This window comes from Chitinophaga filiformis, from assembly GCF_900102545.1.
GTDB classification, from domain to species: Bacteria; Bacteroidota; Bacteroidia; order Chitinophagales; family Chitinophagaceae; genus Chitinophaga; species Chitinophaga filiformis.
Window position 1 is genome coordinate 668,477 of sequence record NZ_FNBN01000001.1, and the last position, 25,633, is coordinate 694,109.

Annotated in this window: 20 protein-coding genes; 10 read left to right on the plus strand and 10 right to left on the minus strand. The window is 44.6% G+C overall.

All coding sequences use genetic code 11. From position 1 onward, the window contains the following. Window positions 1-211: 211 nt before the first annotated feature. Window positions 212-1,183 (minus strand): tetratricopeptide repeat protein, encoded by a 972-nt coding sequence (locus BLR32_RS02755; RefSeq protein ID WP_089828709.1) that lies wholly within the window; start codon window positions 1,181-1,183, stop codon window positions 212-214. Window positions 1,184-1,333: 150 nt separating this feature from the next. Between BLR32_RS02755 and BLR32_RS02760 the strand changes: the two genes are divergently transcribed. The 3 genes from BLR32_RS02760 to BLR32_RS02770 are packed head-to-tail and all read left to right on the plus strand — an operon-like array spanning window position 1,334 to window position 5,130. Then, window positions 1,334-2,917, plus strand: coding sequence for a flavin monoamine oxidase family protein (locus BLR32_RS02760; protein WP_176842141.1), 1,584 nt, complete (start codon window positions 1,334-1,336; stop codon window positions 2,915-2,917). A 35-nt stretch (window positions 2,918-2,952) separates the two neighbouring features. Continuing rightward, complete coding sequence (locus BLR32_RS02765) at window positions 2,953-4,134, plus strand: pyridoxal phosphate-dependent aminotransferase (protein WP_089828710.1); 1,182 nt, start codon at window positions 2,953-2,955, stop codon at window positions 4,132-4,134. A gap of 12 nt (window positions 4,135-4,146) precedes the next feature. Beyond that, window positions 4,147-5,130, plus strand: coding sequence for a Hint domain-containing protein (locus BLR32_RS02770; RefSeq protein ID WP_089828711.1), 984 nt, complete (start codon window positions 4,147-4,149; stop codon window positions 5,128-5,130). A 124-nt stretch (window positions 5,131-5,254) separates the two neighbouring features. On the opposite strand, the gene fusA is transcribed toward BLR32_RS02770, so the two are convergent. The 4 genes from fusA to BLR32_RS02790 form a co-directional block, all read right to left on the minus strand. Continuing rightward, the gene (fusA, locus tag BLR32_RS02775; protein WP_089828712.1) at window positions 5,255-7,333 is read right to left on the minus strand and encodes an elongation factor G; all 2,079 of its coding nucleotides are present in this window, start codon (window positions 7,331-7,333) and stop codon (window positions 5,255-5,257) included. Window positions 7,334-8,015: 682 nt separating this feature from the next. After that, a complete protein-coding gene (locus tag BLR32_RS02780; protein ID WP_089828713.1) occupies window positions 8,016-8,759 on the minus strand; it encodes a DUF434 domain-containing protein in 744 nt (247 codons plus the stop codon). 63 nt (window positions 8,760-8,822) lie between these two features. Beyond that, complete coding sequence (locus BLR32_RS02785) at window positions 8,823-9,272, minus strand: alpha-ketoglutarate-dependent dioxygenase AlkB family protein (protein ID WP_176842142.1); 450 nt, start codon at window positions 9,270-9,272, stop codon at window positions 8,823-8,825. A gap of 735 nt (window positions 9,273-10,007) precedes the next feature. Then, a complete protein-coding gene (locus BLR32_RS02790; protein WP_089828715.1) occupies window positions 10,008-11,156 on the minus strand; it encodes an alginate lyase family protein in 1,149 nt (382 codons plus the stop codon). 66 nt (window positions 11,157-11,222) lie between these two features. On the opposite strand from BLR32_RS02790, the gene BLR32_RS02795 reads away from it, so the two are divergent. Then, the gene (locus tag BLR32_RS02795) at window positions 11,223-12,062 is read left to right on the plus strand and encodes a hypothetical protein (protein WP_089828716.1); all 840 of its coding nucleotides are present in this window, start codon (window positions 11,223-11,225) and stop codon (window positions 12,060-12,062) included. 89 nt (window positions 12,063-12,151) lie between these two features. Then, window positions 12,152-13,078, plus strand: a complete 927-nt coding sequence (locus BLR32_RS02800) for a glycoside hydrolase family 16 protein (RefSeq protein WP_089828717.1) — start codon at window positions 12,152-12,154, stop codon at window positions 13,076-13,078. Window positions 13,079-13,420: 342 nt separating this feature from the next. On the opposite strand, the gene BLR32_RS02810 is transcribed toward BLR32_RS02800, so the two are convergent. From BLR32_RS02810 to BLR32_RS02830, 5 genes are all read right to left on the minus strand, one after another. Continuing rightward, window positions 13,421-14,995 carry an anti-phage dCTP deaminase gene (locus BLR32_RS02810; protein ID WP_089828719.1) on the minus strand — a complete coding sequence of 525 codons (1,575 nt, stop codon included), beginning with the start codon at window positions 14,993-14,995 and terminating at the stop codon, window positions 13,421-13,423. A gap of 172 nt (window positions 14,996-15,167) precedes the next feature. Then, complete coding sequence (locus BLR32_RS02815; protein ID WP_089828720.1) at window positions 15,168-16,118, minus strand: sialidase family protein; 951 nt, start codon at window positions 16,116-16,118, stop codon at window positions 15,168-15,170. An 18-nt stretch (window positions 16,119-16,136) separates the two neighbouring features. Further along, window positions 16,137-18,176: a beta-L-arabinofuranosidase domain-containing protein gene (locus BLR32_RS02820; protein ID WP_089828721.1), complete on the minus strand. Its 2,040-nt coding sequence runs from the start codon at window positions 18,174-18,176 to the stop codon at window positions 16,137-16,139. 91 nt (window positions 18,177-18,267) lie between these two features. Further along, window positions 18,268-19,086, minus strand: a complete 819-nt coding sequence (locus BLR32_RS02825) for an alpha/beta hydrolase (protein WP_089828722.1) — start codon at window positions 19,084-19,086, stop codon at window positions 18,268-18,270. A gap of 240 nt (window positions 19,087-19,326) precedes the next feature. Continuing rightward, the gene (locus BLR32_RS02830) at window positions 19,327-19,824 is read right to left on the minus strand and encodes a hypothetical protein (RefSeq protein WP_089828723.1); all 498 of its coding nucleotides are present in this window, start codon (window positions 19,822-19,824) and stop codon (window positions 19,327-19,329) included. 138 nt (window positions 19,825-19,962) lie between these two features. Here BLR32_RS02830 and BLR32_RS02835 point away from each other — a divergent pair, with 138 nt between their 5' ends. The 5 genes from BLR32_RS02835 to BLR32_RS02855 all read left to right on the plus strand — a co-directional run bounded on the left by BLR32_RS02835 (window position 19,963) and on the right by BLR32_RS02855 (window position 25,486). Beyond that, entirely contained in the window at window positions 19,963-20,493 is a 531-nt protein-coding gene (locus BLR32_RS02835; protein ID WP_089828724.1) for a GNAT family N-acetyltransferase, read from the plus strand. A 1-nt stretch (window position 20,494) separates the two neighbouring features. Next, window positions 20,495-21,406 (plus strand): hypothetical protein, encoded by a 912-nt coding sequence (locus BLR32_RS02840; protein ID WP_089828725.1) that lies wholly within the window; start codon window positions 20,495-20,497, stop codon window positions 21,404-21,406. A gap of 3 nt (window positions 21,407-21,409) precedes the next feature. Beyond that, window positions 21,410-22,228, plus strand: coding sequence for a DUF6597 domain-containing transcriptional factor (locus BLR32_RS02845; protein WP_089828726.1), 819 nt, complete (start codon window positions 21,410-21,412; stop codon window positions 22,226-22,228). Window positions 22,229-22,516: 288 nt separating this feature from the next. Next, window positions 22,517-23,245: a hypothetical protein gene (locus tag BLR32_RS02850; RefSeq protein WP_089828727.1), complete on the plus strand. Its 729-nt coding sequence runs from the start codon at window positions 22,517-22,519 to the stop codon at window positions 23,243-23,245. 45 nt (window positions 23,246-23,290) lie between these two features. Beyond that, window positions 23,291-25,486: a pyridoxal-dependent decarboxylase gene (locus BLR32_RS02855; RefSeq protein WP_089828728.1), complete on the plus strand. Its 2,196-nt coding sequence runs from the start codon at window positions 23,291-23,293 to the stop codon at window positions 25,484-25,486. The last annotated feature ends 147 nt before the right edge of the window (window positions 25,487-25,633 follow it).

Consider the following 25,633-nt stretch of genomic DNA (forward strand, 5'->3'; position numbering starts at 1 on the left):
GCAGCGAATGATTGCGTTATATGCATATCCCGATTGTACACAACTGGGAGATTGCACCCACCCGGGGTTATCATCCCAACCGGGGTTACACCCCGCCCGGGGTTGCACCCCGCGCTATAAACACGCAGCTCCTAGCGGAGCGGATCGCAGCGAATGATTGCGTTATATACACCCGGGATTGTACCAAACGGAGACATGGTGCTTATTATTCTCACATCGTCCAGTGTTCACGGCGGATAATATCTTCCAGCCGAGCCTTATCTGCCCCCATCTGGGGTTCCAATCCTAATTGCTGCATCAGGCTGTAGCTGTTAATTACACCCTCCTTGAACCAGGGCATTTCTTTGCTTAACACCATCAGCTTTGCGAATCCCTTCATATGCTCTCCTTTCTGGATCAGGAAATACGCATGGGCGGCCCTGAAATGAGGATAATGATAGAATTCACCAGCTATGTTGTCCCAGGTTGCTTCGGTGACAGCCGGATCGGCTTTCAGTAACGAGATAGCATATACGGGGGAATGTAGCAGGTCCTGTTCAAAACAGACCAGTTCCGGAATCGTCAGCGATTTCCGGTTGTCGTTCAAAAACCGGATACGCAGTACTTCGTTATATAGTTCGTGGGCACGTTCTTCTTTATGGGTATAATGCAGGATATCCCCCAGCAGGATCTTTGCTTTCAGATGATTAGGCGCCAGGTTAAGGGCTTTCTCGGCACGTTCTTCCGCCTCTTTGTATTTAGTGAGGATGAAATAAGACCTGGCCACTGCCATGTGAAAATTGGCATCCGTAAGATCAGGGCCGGTGGCATGTTCTGCCGCCATCTTCAGGGCATGCTCCGGATAGCGGTCTATATTGAAACGCTCTATTACCTGCCAAAGCTTCATGGAATCACCAATAGAATTGTCTAAGATCTTATAAATGATACCACGCCTATCCCAGATGGATTTCACTTCTTTCCAGGCTTCAAACTCCTCAGGAAAAGCGATGGCGAAAGGGATTACTTCATTAGTTTCTTCTGAGCGGACCCTCATACTCATCTCTTCTTTGGGTCTGCTGGTATAACGTGCGGCAGCTGCCAGGAATTCTTTGTCAAATAACTCTATATCTGTCAATACCGGGGCAGGAATGCCCTGCCTGTTCCTGTTGTTTCTAAGGCCAAATAAGTTAGCGAAAATGCCCATATCCGAAAATCTGAAATTGTTTTGCAAGATATACAAAATATATACATATTATTTATAATACCATTTGAATAAATTAAAGGGAACAGTCGCCAATTATCTTTAAATTAGGACAGGAAGCGAAGTATTCAGGATTTATCATATATCAACCAAATGTCAATTTCAAGAAGAGCCTTCTTATCCCAGACAGGGAAAGTAGCCGCTGCCTATCCCGCTATGCTGGCACTGGGAATGTTACAAAAAGCCCCCGCCCATGCCTTTGACCTGCAGGGCAATGGAAATGGTAAACGTATCATTATCCTCGGAGCAGGACTTGCCGGTCTGACAGCTGCTTATGAGTTAACGAAGCTGGGATACCAGTGTACCATCCTGGAGGCACGTAACAGAGCCGGTGGACGATGCTGGAGTATCCGTAAGGGTACCGTTCATCAGGAAACAGATATCGCCCCGCAGACTGCCGCCTTCGACAGTGATCAGTACTTTAATGCAGGCCCCTCCCGCATTCCGCATCATCATGAGCTGACTATGCATTACTGCCGGGAACTGGGTGTGCCCATACAGGTATACAATAATGTGAACGAGGCCACCTATTTCTTCAGTGAAGGTAAAGGGCCTCTCTCCAATAAGAAGATCAGGGCCAGAGAGATCCATAATGACCTGCGCGGTTATACGAGCGAACTACTGGCCAAAGCCATTGATCAACAAAAGATTGATACCGCGCTGAGTAAAGAGGATACTCAAAAGATCCTGGAATATCTCAGGGCCGAAGGCGGACTGGATATCGACAAGCTGTATAAGGCATCCGACAGACGCGGGTTTATTGAATCCCCCGGGGCAGGTGATAAACCAGGCAAGATAGGTGATCCTCACCGGCTGGCGGATATCATTTCCTCCGGACTGGCAGACCCCGACTTCTATAACGTGGCGGAGTATACGTATGAACTACAGATGACCATGTTCCAGGCCATCGGTGGTATGGATAATATCGCCAGGGCTTTTGAACAACGGGTAGGTAAGATGATCCGCTTCGGATGTGAGGTAACAGATATTCTGAATCAGCCGGAAGGCGTGAAGGTCATTTATAAGGATAAGAAAGGCAGCAACGAACTGCAGGGTGACCTTTGCATCTGTACGCTGCCATTGCCGGTATTGAGCAATGTCCAGCATAATTTCTCTTCCGATGTGAGCCGCGCTATCGATTATGTACCTTATATGGTCACCGGGAAGATCGGCTTACAATTCAAAAGAAGGTTCTGGGAAGAAGATGAGCAGATCTTTGGTGGTATTACTCATACCAACAATGAACTGACACAGATCTTCTACCCTTCTTACGACTATCTCGGTAAAAAAGGTATCCTGCTGGGTTACTATAACTTTCACGACAAAGCAAAGCGGGTAGGCAATCTCACACATACAGAACGGGAGAAACTGGCGCTGGAGAAAGGCAGCCTGATACATCCGCAGTATATGAAAGAGTTTGAAACCTCCTTCTCAGTGAGCTGGCATAAGACTCCCTACAGCATGGGAGGATGGGCATTGTACACCGGCGCTACCCGGCAAACAAACTACAAGAGCTTATTACAAGCAGACAAACAGGTATACTTCGCAGGTGAACACACTACCTACCTGAATGCCTGGATGGCAGGAGCATTTGAATCGGCCAGAAGAACAGTAGCTGATATCCATGCCAGGGTAACAGAACAACGTATCACTTATCCCACTGCTACAGGCAGTTGATGACATAGATTTTTTTACAACCAAAACGAATTGCTATGAGTACCACCAACTCCATGAACAGGCGTGACTGGCTGAAGACCACAGCACTGTTTACCGGAGGATTAACAATGCTTCCTCCGGCCCTCAGCCAGCTGCAGGCAGCACCTGCGGTTCCTGTCGCCAGTACTAGCCCCGCTTATGCCAATGACATGGCTATCGGCCCCAAGCTACCTGCCAACTTAAAAGCCAGACTGTTTGCCAACGAGAATCCATTCGGTCCTTCTGCCAATGCGAAAAAGGCTATTATGGACAGCATTATGACCAGCTATCAGTATCCCATCAGATTGATGCCGGAGCTGGAAGAGAAGATCTGTGCATATGAAGGCATCACACCGGAAATGCTGATGCTCAGTTCCGGTTCTTCTCCCCTGCTTTTAGGTACTGCTGTGAGTCTGTGCAGGGATGGCGGCAACATTGTTACCGCCGATCCTACTTATGACGATCTTCCTACCCGCTGTGAAAAGGTGAACGCCAAATGGATCAAAGTCCCGCTGACTAAAGAATATACACATGACCTGGATGCTATGGAGAAAGCTATTACACCAGATACTAAGCTGGTGTACATCTGCAATCCTAATAACCCAACAGGTACAATTGTAGATAGCGATAAGCTGAAAGCATTCTGTGAAAGAGTGTCGCAAAAGACGACTGTATTTGTGGACGAGGCATATATAGATTATCTGCCGGATGCCGCTGGCACCACATTGATCAGCAGTGTAAAGAAAGGACAGAATATCATTGTGGCCCGTACCTTCTCAAAAGTATACGGACTGGCAGGATTGCGGTTAGGTTATATTGTGGCACAACCAGCCACCATAGCGAAACTGCAGCCGCATACATCCTGCAGCTGGGCGGCGCTCTCTGCACCGGCTATCAGCGGTGCATTGGCCAGTTACCAGGACAAGGCCTATATGCAGGAAATAGTGCAAAAAACAACAGAGAGCAAACAGTTCCTGTATGATACACTGAAGGCGGAAGGCTACAGTTATATTCCGTCACACACGAACTTCGTCATGTTCCCGCTCAAAATGGACGGTGAACGTTTTGCGGAGGAAATGCTGAAAAGAAGTGTAGGCTTACGCAACTGGAAGATGAACAACCAGGAATGGTGCAGAATCAGTATCGGACGTATGGATGAAATGCAGGCATTTGCTGCTGCATTCAAGGAATTATCTTAACTAACAGACTGTATGAAAAAATATCTGCTTACATTAATCTCTTCTGTTTGCATACTGCAGGCAATGGCGCAATCCCGCCCTATCACTACTGCTGAATATGTGAAGGCAAAGTCGTTTACGGTGAAAGACCTGGATAACGATACTTATGTAAAGTTCAACAATGCCTATGTATTAGACCGCTATGAAATGCGGAAACCTTATTTCATTACCGGCGATGATGGTCAGAAAAAAAGGATAGACCTGTACCGGTTGGTAGCGAAAGATAGCATGCAGGAGATTGCAACTGTCATCTTTTACACCAATGAAAGCGGCAAGCTGTATACTGCTGTAATGCCACTTTTCAACAGCAATGCTGATATCTGGAACCAATATTTTGAGGATATTCATGCTATTGATAAAGTTGAGAAGAACTATGTGCTGAAACTGTCTTATGTATTGTCCAAAGAGTTCAGTTATCAGTTGTACAAAACCATGAACGCAGGTAAGAACGTGAAAGAAGAAGCAGGCACTTATGGTACGGATATCTGTTTCCCGGGAGACCAGCTGGTTACATTAGCCAATGGAACGCAGAAAGAATTGCGGGATATCCATCCGGGAGATGAGATCATCAGTCCTGATGCAGCTACTCACCAGACCAGCATTATTCGTGTAAAGGAGCTGGTGAAACATACCGCTGAAAACTATGCTATCACGCGTTTGCTGGTTATGCATGCAGCTGAACAGGAAGCCGCAGGTGCACATGTCGTTACCTTGTCAGGCAAGGTATTACAGGCAACACCGAACCATCCCGTGCTGACGATTGCAGGTAAAAAGCAGATGGGTACTGTGACAGCAGGCGATCAGCTGCTTTGTATGGATGAACACACCAAAACACTCGTCACATATACCGTTGTAAATAAAACAGAAGCTGCCGGGGGCAAGCAGGCTGTCTACAACATTGTAGCAGAAGGCGGAGACGCCTTTATGATGAACAATATCATGGTATTACAGAAATAGAAAAAGAGGGAGCATCAAAAATAAATTTGTGTCCTTAGAATTGCTTAAATAACTACCTGTCACCATCAGGTACCCGAATAAGAAGAGCCTGCATCATGTTTTTGATACAGGCTCTTCTTCTTTGTTAGTGTTCCACCAGTATTTTACTGGCAATACTATTCGGTACCAGTTGATAATCCTGGAATGTAACAGATGCAGCAGCTCTTCCTGAGGAAAGCGTACGCAAGGTGGTCACATATCCGAACAGATCTGACAAGGGTACTTCCGCTTTGATATACTGGGCACTCGCCTTCATCTCCATTCCACGGATCACACCACGACGCCTGTTCAGATCACCCGTGATAGCGCCGGTATGTTCTTCCGGCAGGGTCACTTCCACACTCATGAAAGGCTCCAGCAAACGGGGAGCCGCTTTCGCAGCTGCCACACGGAAGCCCATCAGGGCAGCATGTTCAAAGTCCAGCGCATGAGAGTCTTTCTCATGGATATCGCCGTCCAGCAAGCGCACCCGCATGGATTGTACTGGATAACCCGCCAGCACACCATTCTGCATCGCTTCTTCAAAGCCTTTCTTCACAGAAGGGATGAACTCACGCGGGATAGCGCCGCCGGTGACTTCATTAATAAACTCCAGACCTGGTTGTCCGTCTTCACGCGGCGACAGTTCAAATACGATCTCCGCAAAGTTGCCAGAGCCACCGTTCTGTTTCTTATACACCTCTTTGTGTTGCACTGTGTTGGTGAACACTTCTTTGTAAGCGATCTGCGGTTGGCCTTTGTTGATCTCCAACTGGTAATTGGTGGCCAGTTTTTCCAGCACCACTTCCAGGTGCAACTCGCCCATTCCTTTGAGGATGGTCTGACCGGAAGCCGCATCGACGGTTACTGTCAGGGTAGGATCTTCTTCCACCAACTTCGCAAGCGCCTCACCCAGTCTGTTCACATCCTTGGCTACCTTCGCCTCGATAGCATAACCCATCATCGGTTCAGGGAAGCTGATCTTCTCCAGCAATACAGGTCTGTCCGGATCGGACAGGGTATCGCCGGTACGCACATCCTTCAGACCTACTACCGCACCGATATCACCAGCACTGATCACATCTGCGGTTTCATATTTGTCAGACATGATACGCATCAGACGACTGATACGCACCTTCTTACCGGTACGACCATTCCATACAGTATCACCTGTACGTAAAGTACCTGCGTATACTCTCACAAAGGTCAATTTGCCGGCATAATCATCAGAGATGATCTTAAAGGCCAGGGCAGCAAACGGACTTTCTTCTGTAGTAGTGACCTGCATGCTTTCCTCCGTTTCCGGGTCCGTAACATGTATCTCTTTCACATCTGCCGGAGCAGGGAGATAGCGGACTACAGCATCCAGCAATGGCTGTACACCTTTATTGCGATAGGCAGCACCTGCCAGTACAGGAATAACCTGCATCTGTAAGGTAGCACTGCGCAAGGCACGATAGATTTCTTCTACGGATACAGTAGCAGGATCAGTGGTATAGCTTTCAAAAATGCGTTCGTCATATAATGACAGCTCTTCCAGCAATGTAATACGTGCCTGTTCAGCATCCGCTAGCATATCGGCCGGGATGTCTGTAACGGTATATGTTTTACCATCCTGACTATCCCATACATAAGCCTTCATCGTGATCAGATCAATCACACCGGAGAAAGCATCTTCTGCACCAATAGGCAATTGCACGGGCACTGCATTCGTATGTAATACATCACGGATCTCTTTCACGACGCGACGGAAGTCAGCGCCCTGTCTGTCCATCTTATTGATCATCACAATACGTGGCACATGATAACGATTGGCCTGTTGCCATACCGTTTCAGACTGTGGCTGTACACCTGATTTCGCACAGAACACCGCAATGGCGCCATCCAGTACACGCAGGGAGCGTTCTACTTCTGCAGTGAAATCAACGTGACCCGGCGTGTCTATAATATTCACCTGGTATTTATTACCATCGAGTTGCCACCAGGTAGTGATAGCCGCAGAGGATATGGTGATACCACGTTTCTCTTCCTGCGGATCGCTATCCATGACGGTATTTCCTTCATCAACACTACCTAACTTGTGTGTAAGTCCTGTGTAATACAGCATGCGTTCTGTAACGGTTGTTTTACCGGCATCCACATGCGCCATGATTCCTATATTTCTGAACAGTTCCTGTCGTTTCATTTCTATTAATTTTAAAGCAATAAAAAAAGCCTTCCGCTCTGGTAACGGAAGGCTCGCTGCAATATGCATAGCACTATACGTTACCGGACATGCCGTGTAAAGAATATTGTCAATGTTTTGATAATGGCTATCATATTGCGTGTTATAAATGTTGTTAATGAAAATTTAGTTGAAGCTTAGTGTACGGATATACATATCCCATGTAACAGTTGTTTGTAACTGCTGATGACATGTAACTAAACATTGCTGACTGAAGAATAGGGGGAGACAAATAAAAAGGCCCCTTCGGATGAAGAGGCCTCTGAAGAATATCCAGACACAATAATTAACCTCTCATATCCGGGCAAGGATCTGCCTCCCCGTCTTTAATTAAGACAATGCAGGTGCTTGCAATTACTGCTCTGATGGCAGCACTTGCGTTGAACGCTGATTGATATGAAAGAATCTTTTTCATTGTGATTAATGCTTTTAAATTTCGCGTACAAATGTACGAAGAATTTCGATATAAACAACAGTGCATATAGTCAGAAGGTAGTTGCATACAACTTCAACTACCTCTTAATTATTGCAGGAACATTGCTGTTCAAGGATTGTAATAACGTTCACTGGAAGCTTCTGCAATGCTGAATGCTGTATATCTATCTCATTGTCCACAGCTTATTCAAGTATATGAGTTTTGCATTTACAGTTGTAATTGAGTATCTACAATATTCAGCTGTCTGTCTTTTTCATTATTGATCATCCATGCTCCCATATTAAACCAGGCAGCACATTCATCCAATATCCAGGCATCTGAACTACAGACTATTTTATCACCTGTTATCAGGAATTTATCAGGGGAATTTTCAAGATGTATTTCCCAGGGGAATTGATGTTTCTCCGCCAGTTCATAACAAAAGCCTTTCAATTTTCCGCTATTGGAAATGGGTGCATCGAAAATCCAGATCGCTTTTGCTACTTCCAATCTGCGAAGCATTTCACCGATCAATACCAGTACATCTCCGGTTTGATTGATCATTTTATAGGCGCCGTGAACGGATGAGATGTCGCGATAGCATCCGTCCAATCCTTTAAATACAAAACCACCGGAATAAGCTGTTTCTAACAGGATTAGCAGATTAAAGCCATCTATATAGATCGTTTTGCTGCGTAATGCTTCAGGAAGTAGTTCTTTCTGTTTCCGTTGTTGCAGTTGCAGCCCGGAGCAGCTCATTCCCTGTAAAGCCGTCAACTGCCGTTTGACCAGGTTATACCTGTTGCCGACTAAAGCCAGCGAAGCCTTTATCGGATAGTCTCTGTTGATCAGATAATACATATCTTCCAGCCCCTGCCGTAGTCGATCCTGTGCAGCAGGGTCGCCGAATAATGTATGGTCTTCCGGATGCTTTTCTTTGTTTCTGTCGGCTTGTATCCCGTTGTTGTCCATAGCAGGCAATCGCAATTTAAGGTGCCAGATTAAGCTTTTTCCCTGAAGTAATGGCCTGGATATCTAACTAATATAATAAACCGGTTTTCCGGCCTCAGAAATGCGAAATGTGAGATTGATACGGGCACCGATCTTTCTGGACGTTTTAGGGATATGATGTTCGTAAAGCTCCTGCATGGCTTCTCCCATCAGCAGGAAGCTGCCATGGGTTAAGGGGATGTCCAGGAGGGCCACTCCCACATGATTCTTAGGTCTTACCTTAAAAAGCCTGGTTTCTCCGAAGGTGACAGAGGCTATAGGGTGGTGCCTGCCGTCCTTGGGTAATGTATCACTGTGCCAGGAAACGGAATCATTTCCGTCCCGGTAGTAGTTCAGCAGCACCCGGTCAAATTCGATACCGCATTCTGCTTCAACTTTAGCTTTGATCTCCAGCAGCTCTGCCGTCCATTCCAATCCCTTGTCGCCTCCATAATAGGCGGTTAAACGGGGATCCGGGAGGATTCTGTCATACATTTTCCGGGTTCGCTGTTGCCAGGGGGGGGTGTCTTTGAGTAATTTGAAGTATTTATCTGACTCGGCCTTAGAGAAAAATTGCTCCCAGAGTCTGAGCTCTGTACCGGGTAATTGAAAATCTACATAACGCCTTGTCCCCTCATCAAACAGTTCACAATCATCAAAAAGTTGCATAGGGTACAAAGGTACGGGAATAATATCAAAATGCTAAAAATATTAGCATTTTGATAACTTCGCCGAGGGATATCCGACACGCTTTATACACGGCGTATACACGGGATATACACGACGCATCCCCGACGCATACGTGGACCGATAACATTTTGTGACGGACACCACACGGGGCCGGGCCGCCGCCCGCATTTTGTCCCCGGGGTTATCACCCCGCGCTATAAACACAAAGACCCCTACCGGGGTCTATGGACGCGGATAATCCGGTATTGTTAGTATGTCTTGCTTAGTGAGGGCCTCCAGTCCCGCGGTAATGCCCACATTTTTATGCCAGTTTGACATTAATCGCTTTACCGTCGGAGATTCGACGCTAGTTCGACGCTTGTTCGACGCTTGTTCGACCACTGATATCGGCCCCAAAAATGCCAGTTTTGCAGCATCACACTGAGAAAGACCTAGTCCTTCTCCTCTCTTAGCCTTTTTAGCTTATCGCGCCCTCAATATAACCAATACAATGATGGCAATAAAGGCGATGATTGTTCCGATATCCATGTCTCTATTACTTTATAACCATATCAGTGGATGCCGTATGGGCAGATTACGCACCACCTCGGCATTGGACGGCTGGTGGTCCAGTTTTTTCCAGGTATCTAACCATTCCTGTTGCTGATACGCCTCAGCGCCAAATACCAGGAAAGGGTGTGCTACCGGCCATTCGTCCCAATACATGACATCTTTTTTATAAGGCCATTTTCCCTTGTCGGCTACATATGGGTACAGGAAAGTGATCCCTTTTTTAATGCTGCGGCCGTCAGGTAACTGGTATGTCCATAAGTCATTTTCCTTGTCGGAAAGGATCTGGCAGGTAGTGACCATGGCATCCAGGTTGAACAGGGAGTACCCGTAAGGCTTCGTTCTGGCCAATTCCAGCGGGAAGCTGCCATCGGCAGCCATCTGGTTAGGTAGTAGCACCTGTTTGTACCTGTCCCGGCAAAAGCGCAATAAAGCCGTATCACCGGTGAAGCGGGCAAAACAGGCTGTCTGCATCACCCAGCAGGTGCCGTGATTGTTCTTCGCATTCATCTCATCCTTGCCATACTGATGGGTTGTCAGCCAATGCAGGTAATCTGTAAACCATCCCCGGATACCTTTTAACAACCTTTTATCAAAGGCAGGGGCATCCTGCATGACAAATACTCCCTGGGCCACCTCCATGAGGTGGATGGCGTCAATAATACCGATGCCCCTGCCGGAGAATCTACCCTTAATAGCCTGGGCATATTGCAGGTTAGGATGCATAAGGGTAGCGGTATCTGTGAACCATGCACGTAAATGCGGCAAGGCTTCCCGAACATAGACGGTATTACCCGTAATACGATAGGCAGACGCTAATGCGCCTATGATCCGGCTGAAACGGATCATCGCATGACGATGGGCAACAAAGTTGTCAGGGTTAGTCATACCATCCTTTTGGATATAAGGACTATCCGGATGAGCAGGATTAGGCCACCAATAATCGCCTTCAGAGTAAAAATCATGCTTACCTCCTACACTGCGTGAACAGGTTTCTGCTGTTACCGTGACAGGTTTCTGCTGTTTCGCCCAGGCAGCTTCTTTGAGTACCTGCTCACGCAATACATTGACGATGGTTTTATCCGGTAGATTAAATGCACTGCATATCAGTAGTATCAGTAAAATCGTAACGTGTTTCATGGGTTATCAACATTCTGTTCTACATAATACAAAAACTCCTGTGATAATTTTTGCTAAATTGCCCGGATGAGAAAAGGACTACCTATATTTATCCTGACTGCCTGCATATTGGGTGCATTCTCCTGTTCAGGACAGACCCTCAAGCCGCTTGATGTAGCCAAAGCGATCTTTGACCCAAAAACTACTCCTGATTTTGTCAATCAACATAGTACCGGCGATTATAGCGGCCACCCGAACGGACTGGATATGCCTGCAACAGCAAACGCGTCTTTCCTGCTTATCCAGCAGACAGACAGTAATGCAGTAGTCGCGATGAACACCCAGGACAGTAAAGGAAAGACAACAGATAAATATCTTTTCTTTACAAAAGACAGTTCCCGCTGGAAAATGTATGCTATGGCAACTCCTACACTTGCCCGCCTGCACGAACATAGAAAGCAGGAAATGGAAGCAATATCTTCAGCTCAGCTGGATAGTCTTATCGCTATTTATCAGCACCAGGAGTATTCGCCCTATAAAAGTAAAGAAGAGTTTTTCTTTATACTGAATAGCCTGCGCCTGAAGTTAGCTCCTGATGATAGTCTCGTTGCACATTTCCATCGACATAAAGCAACATTTAACCAGCTATTGAAGGAGGTAAATAAGACGTCAAAATCTCCCGAAACAGAAACTCCGACATTAGTAAATACGCGAACACCAGCGTATAGCCCGCTATTGATCAGCAATGTTACCACTGGTGGATTCCTGCCTGCTGAATGTATCGACTTTCATATAATGAACGATCAGGTGGGATATCTTTATACTCCTCACAAAAAATATCTGCCTGAATTACGACCAGACAAGGTCATCATGTTAAGATCGCTGGGAGGCGGATGGTACTTATATAAAGTGAATATCTATTTATAGCATGTTATTTTTTCTCCTGGTATCAAAGTATGTTTTAACGGTGTTGTCTAATCTTTAAACATCCATTTAGAAATACAAAAAGGATAACCATGAGAAAAACACAATTGTTAAGCTATTGCCTGTTGGCAATGGCAGGGATCACTGCATGCTCAAAGAAAAATGATGCACAGGAACCCAAAAAGAATGAGACAGCTATTGTAGCAGCAGAACCACCTACCGTACAGGTACCCGGTGTTTGCGAATATGACCTGAACGAGGCTACATTAATCTCACAAGGCTATACGAAAGTATTTGAAGACAACTTCAATACGCTTGACAGTACAAAGTGGGACCGCTGGAACAGTGGTGCTTATAATAACGAACTGCAGCTGTATACTCCTAAAAACCTTCGCATTGTTGATGGCAAGCTGGTAATTAAACCTGTAAGAGAGAAAGTGACCGGGGCTACCGATCCTGATGATCCTACGAAGAAAACATTCAATTTCACTTCCGGCAGAATTGAGTCCAACTATAATTTCAAGGCATCTACGGCTACTCCCAAAGTGCGTATCTCAGCCCGTATGAAGCTACCTTTGGGTCTTGGTATGTGGCCGGCATTCTGGTCGTACGGTGGTGAATGGCCAACCAATGGTGAACTGGATATCCTGGAAGGATTTGGAGAAAGAGATCTCTATAACACCAATATCTGGTATGGCGCCCAGGCTGGCACTCCTGATCACGATTACACACTTTCTATGACCTATGTAAAGTCGCAGTCCGATCAAACTACCTGCTATCACGTATATGAAGCGATCTGGCAGAAAGATACCGTTACCTTCCTGTTTGATGGAAACATTATAAGGAAATTAGTGTCATCAACGCCTGCGGGACAATTCATTCCAAAGTTCTTTAACAGAACACAGCATATTACTTTGAATGCAGCTATTGGCGGGGATCAGTTTGGAACACTTGATCCGGCAAAAATTGTATTGGGTGATACTTATGTTGACTGGGTGAGAGTGTATACTGCAAAATAATTAAGGTAAGACAGCCGGCCTGGTGGTTGCCGGCTGTCTTATCTTAATTCGCTTCTTCTGTTATTAATCCAACAGATTCATACTCACAGGTAATAAAAAAACCTGCTAATAAGCAGGTTTCAATATTTTATATCTAGTAATCAATTTAGTGATTACTCCATCTTTCTATTAAGGATACTTCTATACAAGTATGCATTTGTATCCATCTGAATGATTTTAGCTTCAGATCTTTCTTTCGCTGTAGAATTGGTAAGAGTACTACGACTACTCAAGTCTTTGTCACCAGTGTTTCCCTGGTCTAAACATTGTCCAGACGTGTTGATATTACTGGTATTATCCTTCTTATCTTTCATCAGTTTTAATTAAATGCTTACTTTTCAATTCCTTAATAACTTCCTTTTCTAAAATAGGAATCGCTTGCAAAGATATGGTTTTCTTCGGCAAGGCATTTTTTTTCTCTGTTACTACCTTTTTCCCCTGGTCCTTCCTTATATGACCAGAAGACATTTTAAAAAGTTCAAGGAACCGCCTTGGAGAAACTCCATCAAATAAAAGAATCCTGAGTTTATCCTCTTCTGTTTCATTTTCAGTAATAGAATCATAGTGCAACTTCAGCGCCAAACTTTTCCGATAAGGTTCAATATAGTAAACCTCTGTAATACCAGCAGCAACAATATGCCTCGCACAATTGTGGCATGGATAGGTTGTGCAATATAATTTGCCTCCTCTCATCCCTTGCGCACCTTTCTGGCTGCCCTCTATGATAGCATGCATTTCAGCATGAACAGCCCGTGAAAACTCTATCAATTCCTTTAAGCGGGAGCTTTTTATAACGGCAGTAACCTCTGCTATATCTTCTTTCTTAACAAAGTTCCTTGCCACAAGTTCACTGACCAGGACATCACGTATTAAAGCTTTTTCCTCATCATTGGAGCACTTGCCTCCCTCAAAATTCATACATCTGTGATCTTCCTGCCCTAATGGATCCTGTACTATTGATTTATATACTCCTCCTTTAAATCTCGGTACATCATTCCAACCAACCGAGATAATTTCGCCTTTTTCATCTATGATAGAGGCCCCTACCTGCCTACTTAAACATGCTGAATTACCTGCCGCGGCAAACGCCTGATACATAGCCGTCTCATGGCTTGTCGGAGTTACAATATCTGAGTTAAATATTAAGTTTAAGAAACGTGATATTTTAGATACAATAACAGGAGGATGAGATTGTTCCAAACGAAGAAAAAAATCTGCCTGAACAAATGTTTCAGAGACTCTTTGACCAAATTTCAATTCTTCGCCTGAATCCCTGTCTATCAGATTATATATATCCTCCTTTTTCAATCCCTTTTTCTCAAGATTTTTCTCTCGTGTCTGAACATTTGAGAAAACACCAACAAAGTAAAAAAGTTCTGAGTAAATAAGCCGGAATAATTCCAATTCCTCGTGATTCTTGATAGAATCCACGATATAGCACACCCTTTTTGTTTTAAATGTGTCGTCTTGTGCTTTTAGTTTCAATTTTTCCCTATGGATAGCAATCTCACTGATGGCCAATTGGGCTAGTATATTAGCTCCATTTTGTTTCCTAAAATCATTTCCCGCATTGATTAACGCTTCAAGCTCCGCATATTTTGAAGCAAGAACTGTTGACGGTCCCCCATGTGCATTCTTCCTGATAATCGAACTGAGTTTAATAATACGACACTCATAATTATACTCATTTTCCAAAATACGCTTAAACTGATCCGCCACGAAATGAATGTCTGTTCCAATTGGACCACACAATCCTATTATAAGCTCTTCTGTATGTGTGGAAGATATTCTTTCCTTCAACTCCTTTTCCTCAACCTTTTTTCTGGTATTATTAGCTTCATCACTCGACTCAACGATCTTAAGTGCTGGTTCTGGCATAAGACTAAATTTAAATAATTGATTTATTGATTATAATATCCTGTTGCTATAACCATAAAATCATAACATTCATTCCATCAATTATTCTTAGTCGACTACCAATACAGTACACAGCACATCGCCAACGGTGTATAAATTCAATGTGAATAAACAAACATTACAGAACTAGTATTCACTTTAATCTTTTTAAGGGTGGACAGGCTGCTATAATACCATCGTTTGTTATCAGCAGTTCTGTAAATGCAAGGCCAGGAGGCAGACCATTACTACTCTTCTCCCAACTGCCACCATTATTATCAGACTTATATATTCCATCCCATTGGCAGGCGATCAGTCTTTCCTCTGTGCGCTGTAACTGAAATGTATATAACTCAGGTAATCCTTTATCTGATTGTATCCAGTGTGCACCATCATCTTTTGTTTTCAACACAATCGGGCCATAACAAAGTGCAAATATGTATTCACCATCATTGGAGATATTATGCAAAGTATGTGCATTGAAGATGGAACGCCAGCTATCACCGTTATCCACAGATAATAAAATACCCTTATTGACACCTGCATAAAGCTTCCCATTCAGCGCTGTAAAACCATTGACCTGCATGTCTGCTAATACATGCTTCCATGTTTTCCCCTTATTGCGGGAAATGAAGATACCGTCATTAGTACCAGCCAATATAGAAGTACCATAAACATATAAACAGCGTACCGTCCTATTTGTCAATCCATCGTTGGAAGCATGCCAACCCGCGCCATTATCTGTAGAAACATAGATACCATGTTGATTACTACCTAATACCAGCACGTCGCCTATTCCTTCAATAGCATCTATCTTGATATCAGCCGGAAGTCCGGTTCCTGTTTTGTTCCAGCTACGCAAATGATCTTTGCTTACATACACGCCATGCCCTTCGGTACCTGCAAAGTACATCCCTTTATGAAATGCAAAGTCATTTACAACAGCTGCAGCAGGGAAACCCTTATCTATGTGTTGCCAGCTTTCGCCCTGATCAACAGAACGATAGATCCTGCCTGCTACCACAGGTGTATTTTGGCCATGGCTGGCCGGTATGAAGATCATCAGTACAGACAGGAATACCAGTACGCTGTTCAGATATTTCATGTAATACAATTTATAACGTTATCTACCAACTACCGGAAACTGCGAAATCCTGAGTCTTGTACAACCATAAGGCACCAGAATAATATCCTCCGCTTCTCCTGTCTCTAATCCATACGTCATAGTATATGGAATAGGCCCGCTCATTTCATTGTATAAATTCCAGGAAGGAATACGTTTTGCTTTAGTTCTGATCAATACCGGCGCATGTTCCAGCTTCCACGGATAACTAACCGTACTATCTTTTTTTTCCACAATATAACTCTCCTGCAGTTTATCATCAGGTACTTCTATCAGGCCATAATTCCAGGGAGTGGTAGGGCGTACTTCGAAATAAGTGCCTCCATATTCTATCGGGTCTTTATCATTTGTTACTTTTTTTATCTCTTCACCTATTTTCAATGCGTAAGTAATAGGACCACGCTCAACAGACATGGAATTTTCATACCATCTGCTTTTGGAGATCTGCATAGGTAGCAACAGTTCCACTACATCTCCAGCATTCCAGGTACGATCAACCTTTACCACCTGGTTGCCTTCTACTTCTTTCCATACCTGTCCGTTCACTTTCACAGTGGCCTGCTTACACCAGGCAGGAATGCGCAGATGAAAAGGGAATGCCACCTTTGTATTTTTCTTTCCGGTGGATAAGGTGAAGCGGATGGATTCTCCAAACGGATAGCTGGTCTCCTCTTTAAAAGAGATTTCTGTATGATCTCCTACGTAGGTAGTCACTTCGCTGGGCGCATACAGCAATGCAGCAATGCCTTTATCTGCGGTAGCATACCAGAGGTTCTGGGTGAACTTAGGCCAACCCTGATGCATATTGGAAGTGCAGCAGGGATACCCTGAGAGTAGACCATAACAAAGATCTGTACCGCTATGGTTCACATCAAAATTGCGGGTATACCGGGTAGCCATCACCTGGTTGGCCTGCTGAAAATATTGTCTTTGTATAAAGTCTTCCGCGATCTGCGAAGGCAACGCATTGAATGCAATCTTCTCCAGTTGATCTGCATAACTAACATCACCGCTGATCTCCAGTATGCTTTCCAATGTGAACATCATTTCCACAGCTGTACAAAGTTCAGATCCCTGGGTAGGATTATTGCCATGTAAGGCTTCATCTCCGCCGTACAAGCCATGAGCCATGCCATTATATCTCCGCAGATCTTCAAAGCCTGTTTTTGTAGCGTCCAGGTATATTTTATCCGGATGTTGCTGATAATATATCACAGGTTCTTTCATACCCTGCGCCAGGTTCACGCCATGAATACTGCCGGGACGGCGCAACATATCGCTGTGTAAAAAGGCCGTTGTAAAGTCGAAGGTCTGTTTGTGCATCAGGTTAGCAAGGTCCAGCAGGAACTGGTCGCCGGTAATATTATACAACCAGTATATCACCATCAGATTATCTCCGGCACGGTACCTGCCCCAGAAAGACCAATGATCCAGTGGGAAGGTGGGTAATTGTTTCAGCTGATACCTGAAATAATTGGTCAGCAGGGTAATGACCCGCTGATCGCCGGTAGCGGAATAGTATTGTTTCAGTACTTTCAGCATGACCATCTTAGGCCACCAGTCACGACTATTGTCACGTTGTATACCCGGCTCATAAGGATAATCCCTGGAGGGACCAAAGTAGCCATCTGGCTGCTGGCTTTTGATCGTCCATTCCACCCAGGGTTTTACCCGGGCGATCAGCATCGTGTCTTTCAGGATGTAGGCCAGCGGCAGCAGTCCGTCAATCCAGTAAGGACCACGTTCCCACTGATCGCCATCACCACCCAGCCAGCCATTTCGCGGACCCATTACCAATGGATAAAGCTTATCAAGCTGACCGGTAGCGCCTTCCTTCTGATTGACGAGCATTGTTTTCAGCCACCCCTGCGGTTCGATAGCTCCTAAAGGTAGCTCGATGTAAGGTTTCTGATAGAGTGGAGCGCGGTTGCCTGTGTACTGTGAGACCTGCGGGACTTTTTGTTGTTTCTTCTTCACCTGACCTGTAGCGGTGTAAGAGAGGCCCATAACGAGTAGTGGAATAATAGCAATGTTCTTCATATAAAGTGCTTAGAATAAAAATAAGAGGACGGGTAATCCTCCGGCATGAAGAACTAAAATATAAATAATTGCCTGCTTATCAGAACAGAATTTATGGATGGTGAATGCCATCTACGGCTTGATTAAAATAACTGATGATCTTCTCTTTATAAGCTTCCTTGTGCGGTGATTTCATCATCAGGATATGATCAGCATTTTCAACGGTCCACAGTTCTGTAGGCACCGGACTATTCCGCCTGAGTCTTTCGCCCATTTCCACAGACACCAGCTCGTCTGCATAAGAATAAATAAGCAGCAGGGATTTCAGGTTCTTCGCATCTTTGATACGGTCTATCACCCTGACCTTCCTCGCATACCGGGGCATCAGATAATTCAGGACCTTCAATATTTTATATGCAAGCGGATATCTGAACCAGAACTCTTCCGGTGTGGTAACAGCACTTTCAATAATAGCAAATTCAAATGGATGCTGGTTGTCGGCAAATGCAACGATGCCCCATTGCCCGCCTAAAGAAATGCCATGGTAACCAACAGGAAGATCAGGAATGATCTCTTTTGCTTCTTTACCGATAGCAATAATATCTTCAAAATAAGAGAAGCTTCCGTTCGTGCTTTCACCAAAGCCATTAAAGTCAAAGACAAGGGTATGAAAACCATTGTCTCTTAGCAGATCCGTATATCCATTCTTGAGGAAATATGCTTTTGCTTCTCTTTTCATCGGATGTCCCAGCACGATCGTAGCCTTAGCTGTTTCTGTTCTTGCTGCGGCAAAAAGCGCCTGTATCATACCACCAGACCTACTCTTAACAGCAATAGGCTGCCAGTCGCGTTTTTCCAGCTCCGTCAACGGGCTTTGCCATTTTACCATATACGTTCCGACGAAAGGCCATTTGATAATCTTAAAAAGCATAGTTCTCTTTTTGGGTATCCAAAGCTGGTAAACGATCTGGTGAAATTCTACAAATAAAAGATAACTACAAATCCCCAAATCCGGGGGCCCTATTCTATCTAATGCAAAAGAGGAAAACTCAAAAGTAAAAATAAGCGCTGAGAATCGCTTAAATGACTACCTGACTCCATCAGGTACCCGAATAAAAAGAGCCTGCATCATGTTTTTGATACAGGCTCTTCTGATTATCAAAGTGAGGCGTTATTCCGTCACGGTGAACGATACTTCATTTACTTTGGTAAGACCACTCATACCGCTGTCCTGGTAGGTTACTTTATACGTTCCGGGAGCAGTGATCCTGTAGCCTGTCAGCAGGTCGATCTCGGAAGATACCTTACCCTTTGCAGGTACTTTGATGTAAGCATCTGCAGGGGGTGGCATGATCCTTTTAGCCATGATACCCTTGTACTGTACAGGCTCGCCTTTGCTGTCCTGGATCTCAAAGTAAGAGTTCATGAACTTCTCAAATGGGGTATGCCATTTACAGAACTGCAATTCCTTGCCGGAATTATTGTTGACTGTAAATTTCAGCATAACAGGGCTACCCACTTTTACTTTTTCAGGTACAGACATAGTGGTTACGAGTTCCTCTGCAGTTGACGGGGCAGATGTTGTAGTGGCTGCTTTCTGCGCATGTTTGCAGGCAGTGAATGAAAAAACGGACAGACAAGCTGCCAAAGTGATAAGCTGGTTTCGCATTTAAATAAATTGAGGGAGGAAAATTAAATGAAATAATTTAATTATTCTTATCTAGCCGTCAGGTTTAGCGTTAAGGCTTCGTGAAAATTGAAAGTTTCTTACACCTGCACAGCGGAAAGAAATGACGATTTTTGATACATGGAATTCAATACAATCATCGAGGGAGCACATGGTGTATCTTTAAGAAACCTGGAACCGGCAGATGCGGATCCCATGTCAGTGCTGGCCAATAATCCGGCGATTGCCCGCAATTTAAGGAATGCATTTCCCCATCCTTATACACGGGAGGATGCCCTCTTTTACATCGAAAAGGCCCGGGAGGGCGCATGGGGATACTGTCAGGCCATTCATTATCAGGACATATTTGCGGGCGTTATCAGCCTGGTACCACAGCAGGATGTGTACCGGCATACTGCAGAGATAGGGTATTGGCTGGGAGAGCCTTACTGGCATAAAGGCATTATGACGGAAGCGATCCGTCTTGTGTGCCATCATGCTTTCCGTCAGACGGGTATCATCCGCATTTACGCAGGTGTGTTTTCCTACAACCGGCATTCCGCAGCGGCGCTGGAAAAGAATGGATTTGTACTGGAAGGGATTAAAAAGAAAGCTGTATTAAAGTATAACGAACTATTTGACGAGCATTTTTATGCACTATTAAAATCTTGACATGCAGGAGATCTTAGAGAAAATACGACACAGAACAGGCATCGATCTGGTTACCATCCTGGCAGAAGAGCTTTCAGGATCAGCATTGAATTCGCTGTTACTGGAAGTTTTTGACCGGAAAGCCAGGCAGCTGAAACCTTCACAGCTCTTACAGCAATACCGCATGAACAGGTTTGTACAGCCGGCGGCTGTAGACGTACTGCAAGTTCGGGCTAAAGAGTTAAGTACACTACAATGGCTGCAGCAATGCGGTTTTGTGCCGTTGGAGCTTTCCCCTGTTTCACCGTTGGGAACCTGTGCAGCCGTGGGGCCTGTTAGTCAGAAGAAAATTATCAGCGCCATCAGGGGCACAGAAGTATTGTCTGACGCAACAAATGCGATAGCCTTGCATATTGCTGATCAGAAGAAGAGAAAGAAAAATACCGATCTGCTGAAGTTTTGTACTACCCACCGGCATGTACGTACACCGCCGGTAAAGGTCAAAGGACATAGTCCGCATTTTACCATTGCCTGTTGTGTCAGTGCAGGCATAGATACCGGCAATCTGGCTTTCGAGATAAATGCTGTCAGAGAACATTTTCTTGCATTACAATCCGTGCTGCTACAGGTATTTCAGACCGAAGTAAAATACTTTAAATTACAACCAAGAGCAGGATATAAACAGGGCGATCAGCTGGCGGGCAGGATATTTGATGAGATCAAAAACATGTTCCCTGTTGTAGTAGATACAACGGCAGTGCCAAATGATTATTACCAGGGCATCCAATACAAAGCTGTTATCAACGTGCATGGGGAAGAAATAGAAATTGCAGATGGAGGATTTGTAAACTGGACACAACAGCTATTGGAGAATAAAAAGGAACGGTGTTTTATATCCGGTTTAGGTATCGACTATCTTAGTCAAATAATGTAAGGCATGATAAAAAGAGGTCAGCTTTTAACAGAAGACGCAAAGGAGCATTTCTTTAAAATTGCTTATCCTTATGCTCCTTTCCAGGAGTATGTTGACTACTATTTTGAAATCAGCACCAGTACTGATGCCGCTGACTTCTATATCAACGGTCTGCCATCTTCCAATACACTGATTGCTTTTAACCTGAATAAGCAGTCATGGTGTTCGCTGAGGGATGGAGGTGATACGCCCACCATTTTCAGCCATGCGCACCTGTTAGGACATACATCTATATTGCATACCGGCATTTATGCCGGCGGCATGCATACTTTCTTTGTAAAGCTAAAGCCCGGTATCGCAGCATTACTATTCAGAGAAGAGGCGGCATCGTTTGTCAATACGCATATAGACCTTTCCTGCTTATGGAAAAAGGAGTTATCGTTAGAGCAGTTAGTGGAAGCGGGTAGCTTCAGGGAAAGGATAACATTGTTTCAGCATGTGCTGTTGAAACAATTTGTCAATGATCGTCACCACATAAAAGTGCAACGGCTACATCAGATGATGAAGGCCTTTCACTCGCTGCAGCTAAAAGGGGAAAAGGAAATAGAAAAAATATGTCAGGCTAGCTGGGTGAGTTATGCATCAGCCAGAAGGGATTTTTTGAAGTACATCGGATTTACACCTAAATATTGTCAACGGATCAGCAGGCTAAAGCGTGCGCTGAAAGAATATAAAAAGCAGGGGTATCATTTCTATTATGAAGATTTTGGCTACACTGATTTTTCCCATTTCGCAAAAGATAGCAGGCAAATAACAGGACGTCCTCCATCCTTATTAATATAAGATGATCGTTGATGAAAAATATTTTTATGAATTAGAAATATGCCTTAACTTAACAATACAACCGTGCATTGCGCTATTCGAATTACACCTCAAAGAAACACCTTAAAATAACATTCTACCATTAACGTTCACCAGACAACATTTATAAGCTGCTTGTTTTTACATAACAACGTTTAACGCGTCAGGCAATATCCATGAACTCAATGCCCGGTAGCTATTAACCGGAAGGGAAAGTATTTTTTCTCACCACTCGTCAGCATCATATCCAAACCATTAATTCTTTTAATGATGAAAAACTCTATTATCAACACTCCCGATCAGCATGGGTTTATATTGAATGGCACAGGGGCATTGTACATATGCCATCTGCCTATGTTCAATATGAAAAACCATATGTACCAGGTAACCCTGGAAGTTACTATTTCACCTGAAGCGAAAGCAGCCTATCTGAAAGACCGGCAAACCAATCCCGGCAATTATTATGTATTAGGCAACCTACAAACTGATCTGTTCACTATTCCGGATGTCATGCTGGGCAAAACCCAAAACTTCCAGGCAGACATTTTCAGGGGCATGCCTGCAGATCCCAACAAAGACAAGCCGCTTATCCACAATGTAACAACAACGATCACAAGGATTGTATATGCACGTCATTTCGATTATACCATCCCTTATCCTGATGATATGACTTATATCATTTTCGGGAATGAGAAAGAAGCCTTTATCGATCACTATCTGACAGAAGAAGACGACTTTCTGCATATTATGTCGCTGTACAAAGTTCCTGACTGGTTACCCATTGATCAACTGGCCATCTCAGCCAATGTAGGTTTTATTGGCTTACCGTCTACTCCCATGCCGGAAAATCCACCACTGGCCACCGGCAGTTATAAAGTGACTTTCCAGGGACAGGGTCAGGTGTATGAATTGCAGGTCGGAGATGAAATTTTCTTCGACACGGAAATCGTGAACATGCCTGCCGAGCAAACGGCCATGAAAGGCTTCTATGTTTATTAAGGAAGACCATTACTTCACATTCACACCCAATCAAACGTTACCGTCATGAAACAGCCTTTAAGCTCTCAGCAAATCTTTGCGCGTAACCTGACGCAGCAACATGAAGAACTTTTATCCAAGCTTAAGAGAAAGGGAACCGGTTCCGATGATCTTGCCGGTTGGTTCCTGGGACCTAAGGCAGAAAATACAGAACTCCTGAAAGAGCTGATCCGGCAGGCGTTGGACAATCATTGTAATGACCGTAAGAACCTTTATCCCAATGATCCGGTATATGTGACAGAAGAGATGAAACAAACACCGGAATACCAGGAAACCGTAAGAATACTGAAAGACAAACTGGACATACTGCTGCAACAGCTGAAAGGCTCTGTACCTTTCTGGAGTTACCGCTGGCAGTCGCATATGAACTGGGACACTACTCTACCCAGCATGGCCGGTTATTTCGGCACTATGCTGTACAATCCTAACAATGTTGCTGCAGAGGCATCTCCGGTTACAACAGTGCTGGAAATGATTGTTGGTGATGAACTGTGCAAGATGCTGGGATATAACATTTCAGGCGAATCGAAGACACAGGGGCCTAAAGCCTGGGGACATATTACCTGCGATGGCTCCATTGCCAATAACGAAGCGATGTGGGCGGCACGTAACCTGAAGTATTATCCCATCAGCCTTGCTGCTGCTATCAAAAACGAGCCGTTACTACAGAAAGCCGGCGCTTTGAAAATAAGACTGGCGGATGGTTCTGTTACGACTATTGCCCAGGCAGACAGCTGGGATCTGCTGAATCTTTCTGTTGATGAAGTATTAAGTCTGCCAGATAGGCTCAACTCAGAATTTCACATCAACCTGGATCTGCTTAATGATGTCATGAACGACTACAGCATCCAGAATATCGGGTTTGATGGTCTCAATAAGTATATCGATAGCGGTATCAAATCGCCTGTGCTGATGGCTGCATCCACCTGTCACTATTCGTGGCCTAAATCGGCCGCAGTACTGGGCATTGGCGCCAATAACCTGATCAAGATCTATGTGGATGAAAATGCACGGCTACACATAGGCCGTTTAAAAGAAGAGCTGCAAAATGCCCTGGACAACCGTATGCCCGTACTGATGGTAGTGGCAGTCATAGGTACTACAGAAGAAAGTGCGGTAGATCCGTTGAAAGATATTGTAGAGGTAAGGGAAGAGTTCAGGAAAAAAGGATTGAACTTCGTTATCCACTCTGATGCAGCCTGGGGTGGTTATTTTACGGCTATTCTCCGGCAACCGGAACGTCAGATATCCAACAGGTTTGTATTATATACGCCTACACTGACCATGAATGCGTATGTGACAGAACAGTATGCACATATTCACCAGTCAGACTCTATTACCATAGATCCGCATAAAGCAGGATATATTCCTTATCCGGCAGGAGGACTATGTTATAAGAACGGGGCGATGCGAAACCTGGTAGCATTCGCAGCACCTGTTGTATATCATGGTGGTGTAGACCCAACTGTGGGCATCTATGGACTGGAAGGCTCCAAGCCTGGCGCCGCTGCAGCAGCCGCGTATATGAGTCACCAGGTGATCCCGCTGGACCAGAGCGGTTATGGTCAGATCCTCGGTAAATGTCTCTTTAACAGCAAACGCCTATACAGTGCCTTTATAACAATGGCAGAACCGGATGATCCGTTCATCATTGTACCATTCCAACGGCTGCCGGCAGAGAAAAATGGCGAAGGACCTGATAAGATCAAACAACAATATGAGTTCATCAAAGAAGAGATTGTGCCTAAGACCAATGAACAGATCATGGCCAATCCGCAAGCTGTGGCCTTATTACCGGAACTGGGCAGTGATCAGATCATTATTACCTACACTTTCAACTTCAAAGAAAACGGTGTGCTTAACAAGAGTGTAGATAAACTGAATGAGCTTAACCTGAACATCTTCCAGGCATTAAGCTTGTCGCCGGGCGATCATGATCATCCATCCAAAACCCCGATGTATTTAACACAATCACAGTTTGACAATGAATCGTACGGCAAGTCATTTGTCGATGATTATAAAAAACGATTGGGTCTGTCCATTGATAACGATGAACCGGTAAATATCCTGATCTCTACAACCATGAACCCATGGTTGACAGATACGTCTGAAGGTAACTTCATCCCCGAGCTGGTGAAGGCTTTACGTCAGACAGTATTGGAGCAGGTAGAAAAGCTGGTTGGTGCACTCGAAGAAGCATAAGGATCGGTTAAAAAGGGTGTCATAAAAACGAGAAGCCACATCAATGCGATGTGGCTTTCTGATATGCCAAGATTCAATAAAAGACAGTAGCGTTTGTCACCGAAGTTTGGGCGAAACCCTCACCGATTATGTGGTATGTCCCCGTAT

What these genes read in the sequence shown, in the direction of transcription:
- BLR32_RS02810 (WP_089828719.1), bottom strand. Translation starts at nt 14,995, where the DNA reads ATGCCAGAACCAGCACTTAAGATCGTTGAGTCGAGTGATGAAGCTAAT.
- BLR32_RS02765 (WP_089828710.1), top strand. Translation starts at nt 2,953, where the DNA reads ATGAGTACCACCAACTCCATGAACAGGCGTGACTGGCTGAAGACCACA.
- BLR32_RS02815 (WP_089828720.1), bottom strand. Translation starts at nt 16,118, where the DNA reads ATGAAATATCTGAACAGCGTACTGGTATTCCTGTCTGTACTGATGATC.
- BLR32_RS02770 (WP_089828711.1), top strand. Translation starts at nt 4,147, where the DNA reads ATGAAAAAATATCTGCTTACATTAATCTCTTCTGTTTGCATACTGCAG.
- BLR32_RS02840 (WP_089828725.1), top strand. Translation starts at nt 20,495, where the DNA reads ATGCAGGAGATCTTAGAGAAAATACGACACAGAACAGGCATCGATCTG.
- BLR32_RS02820 (WP_089828721.1), bottom strand. Translation starts at nt 18,176, where the DNA reads ATGAAGAACATTGCTATTATTCCACTACTCGTTATGGGCCTCTCTTAC.
- BLR32_RS02850 (WP_089828727.1), top strand. Translation starts at nt 22,517, where the DNA reads ATGAAAAACTCTATTATCAACACTCCCGATCAGCATGGGTTTATATTG.
- BLR32_RS02825 (WP_089828722.1), bottom strand. Translation starts at nt 19,086, where the DNA reads ATGCTTTTTAAGATTATCAAATGGCCTTTCGTCGGAACGTATATGGTA.
- BLR32_RS02830 (WP_089828723.1), bottom strand. Translation starts at nt 19,824, where the DNA reads ATGCGAAACCAGCTTATCACTTTGGCAGCTTGTCTGTCCGTTTTTTCA.
- BLR32_RS02800 (WP_089828717.1), top strand. Translation starts at nt 12,152, where the DNA reads ATGAGAAAAACACAATTGTTAAGCTATTGCCTGTTGGCAATGGCAGGG.
- BLR32_RS02855 (WP_089828728.1), top strand. Translation starts at nt 23,291, where the DNA reads ATGAAACAGCCTTTAAGCTCTCAGCAAATCTTTGCGCGTAACCTGACG.
- BLR32_RS02760 (WP_176842141.1), top strand. Translation starts at nt 1,334, where the DNA reads ATGTCAATTTCAAGAAGAGCCTTCTTATCCCAGACAGGGAAAGTAGCC.
- BLR32_RS02780 (WP_089828713.1), bottom strand. Translation starts at nt 8,759, where the DNA reads ATGGACAACAACGGGATACAAGCCGACAGAAACAAAGAAAAGCATCCG.
- BLR32_RS02845 (WP_089828726.1), top strand. Translation starts at nt 21,410, where the DNA reads ATGATAAAAAGAGGTCAGCTTTTAACAGAAGACGCAAAGGAGCATTTC.
- BLR32_RS02755 (WP_089828709.1), bottom strand. Translation starts at nt 1,183, where the DNA reads ATGGGCATTTTCGCTAACTTATTTGGCCTTAGAAACAACAGGAACAGG.
- BLR32_RS02795 (WP_089828716.1), top strand. Translation starts at nt 11,223, where the DNA reads ATGAGAAAAGGACTACCTATATTTATCCTGACTGCCTGCATATTGGGT.
- fusA (WP_089828712.1), bottom strand. Translation starts at nt 7,333, where the DNA reads ATGAAACGACAGGAACTGTTCAGAAATATAGGAATCATGGCGCATGTG.
- BLR32_RS02785 (WP_176842142.1), bottom strand. Translation starts at nt 9,272, where the DNA reads ATGTATGACAGAATCCTCCCGGATCCCCGTTTAACCGCCTATTATGGA.
- BLR32_RS02790 (WP_089828715.1), bottom strand. Translation starts at nt 11,156, where the DNA reads ATGAAACACGTTACGATTTTACTGATACTACTGATATGCAGTGCATTT.
- BLR32_RS02835 (WP_089828724.1), top strand. Translation starts at nt 19,963, where the DNA reads ATGGAATTCAATACAATCATCGAGGGAGCACATGGTGTATCTTTAAGA.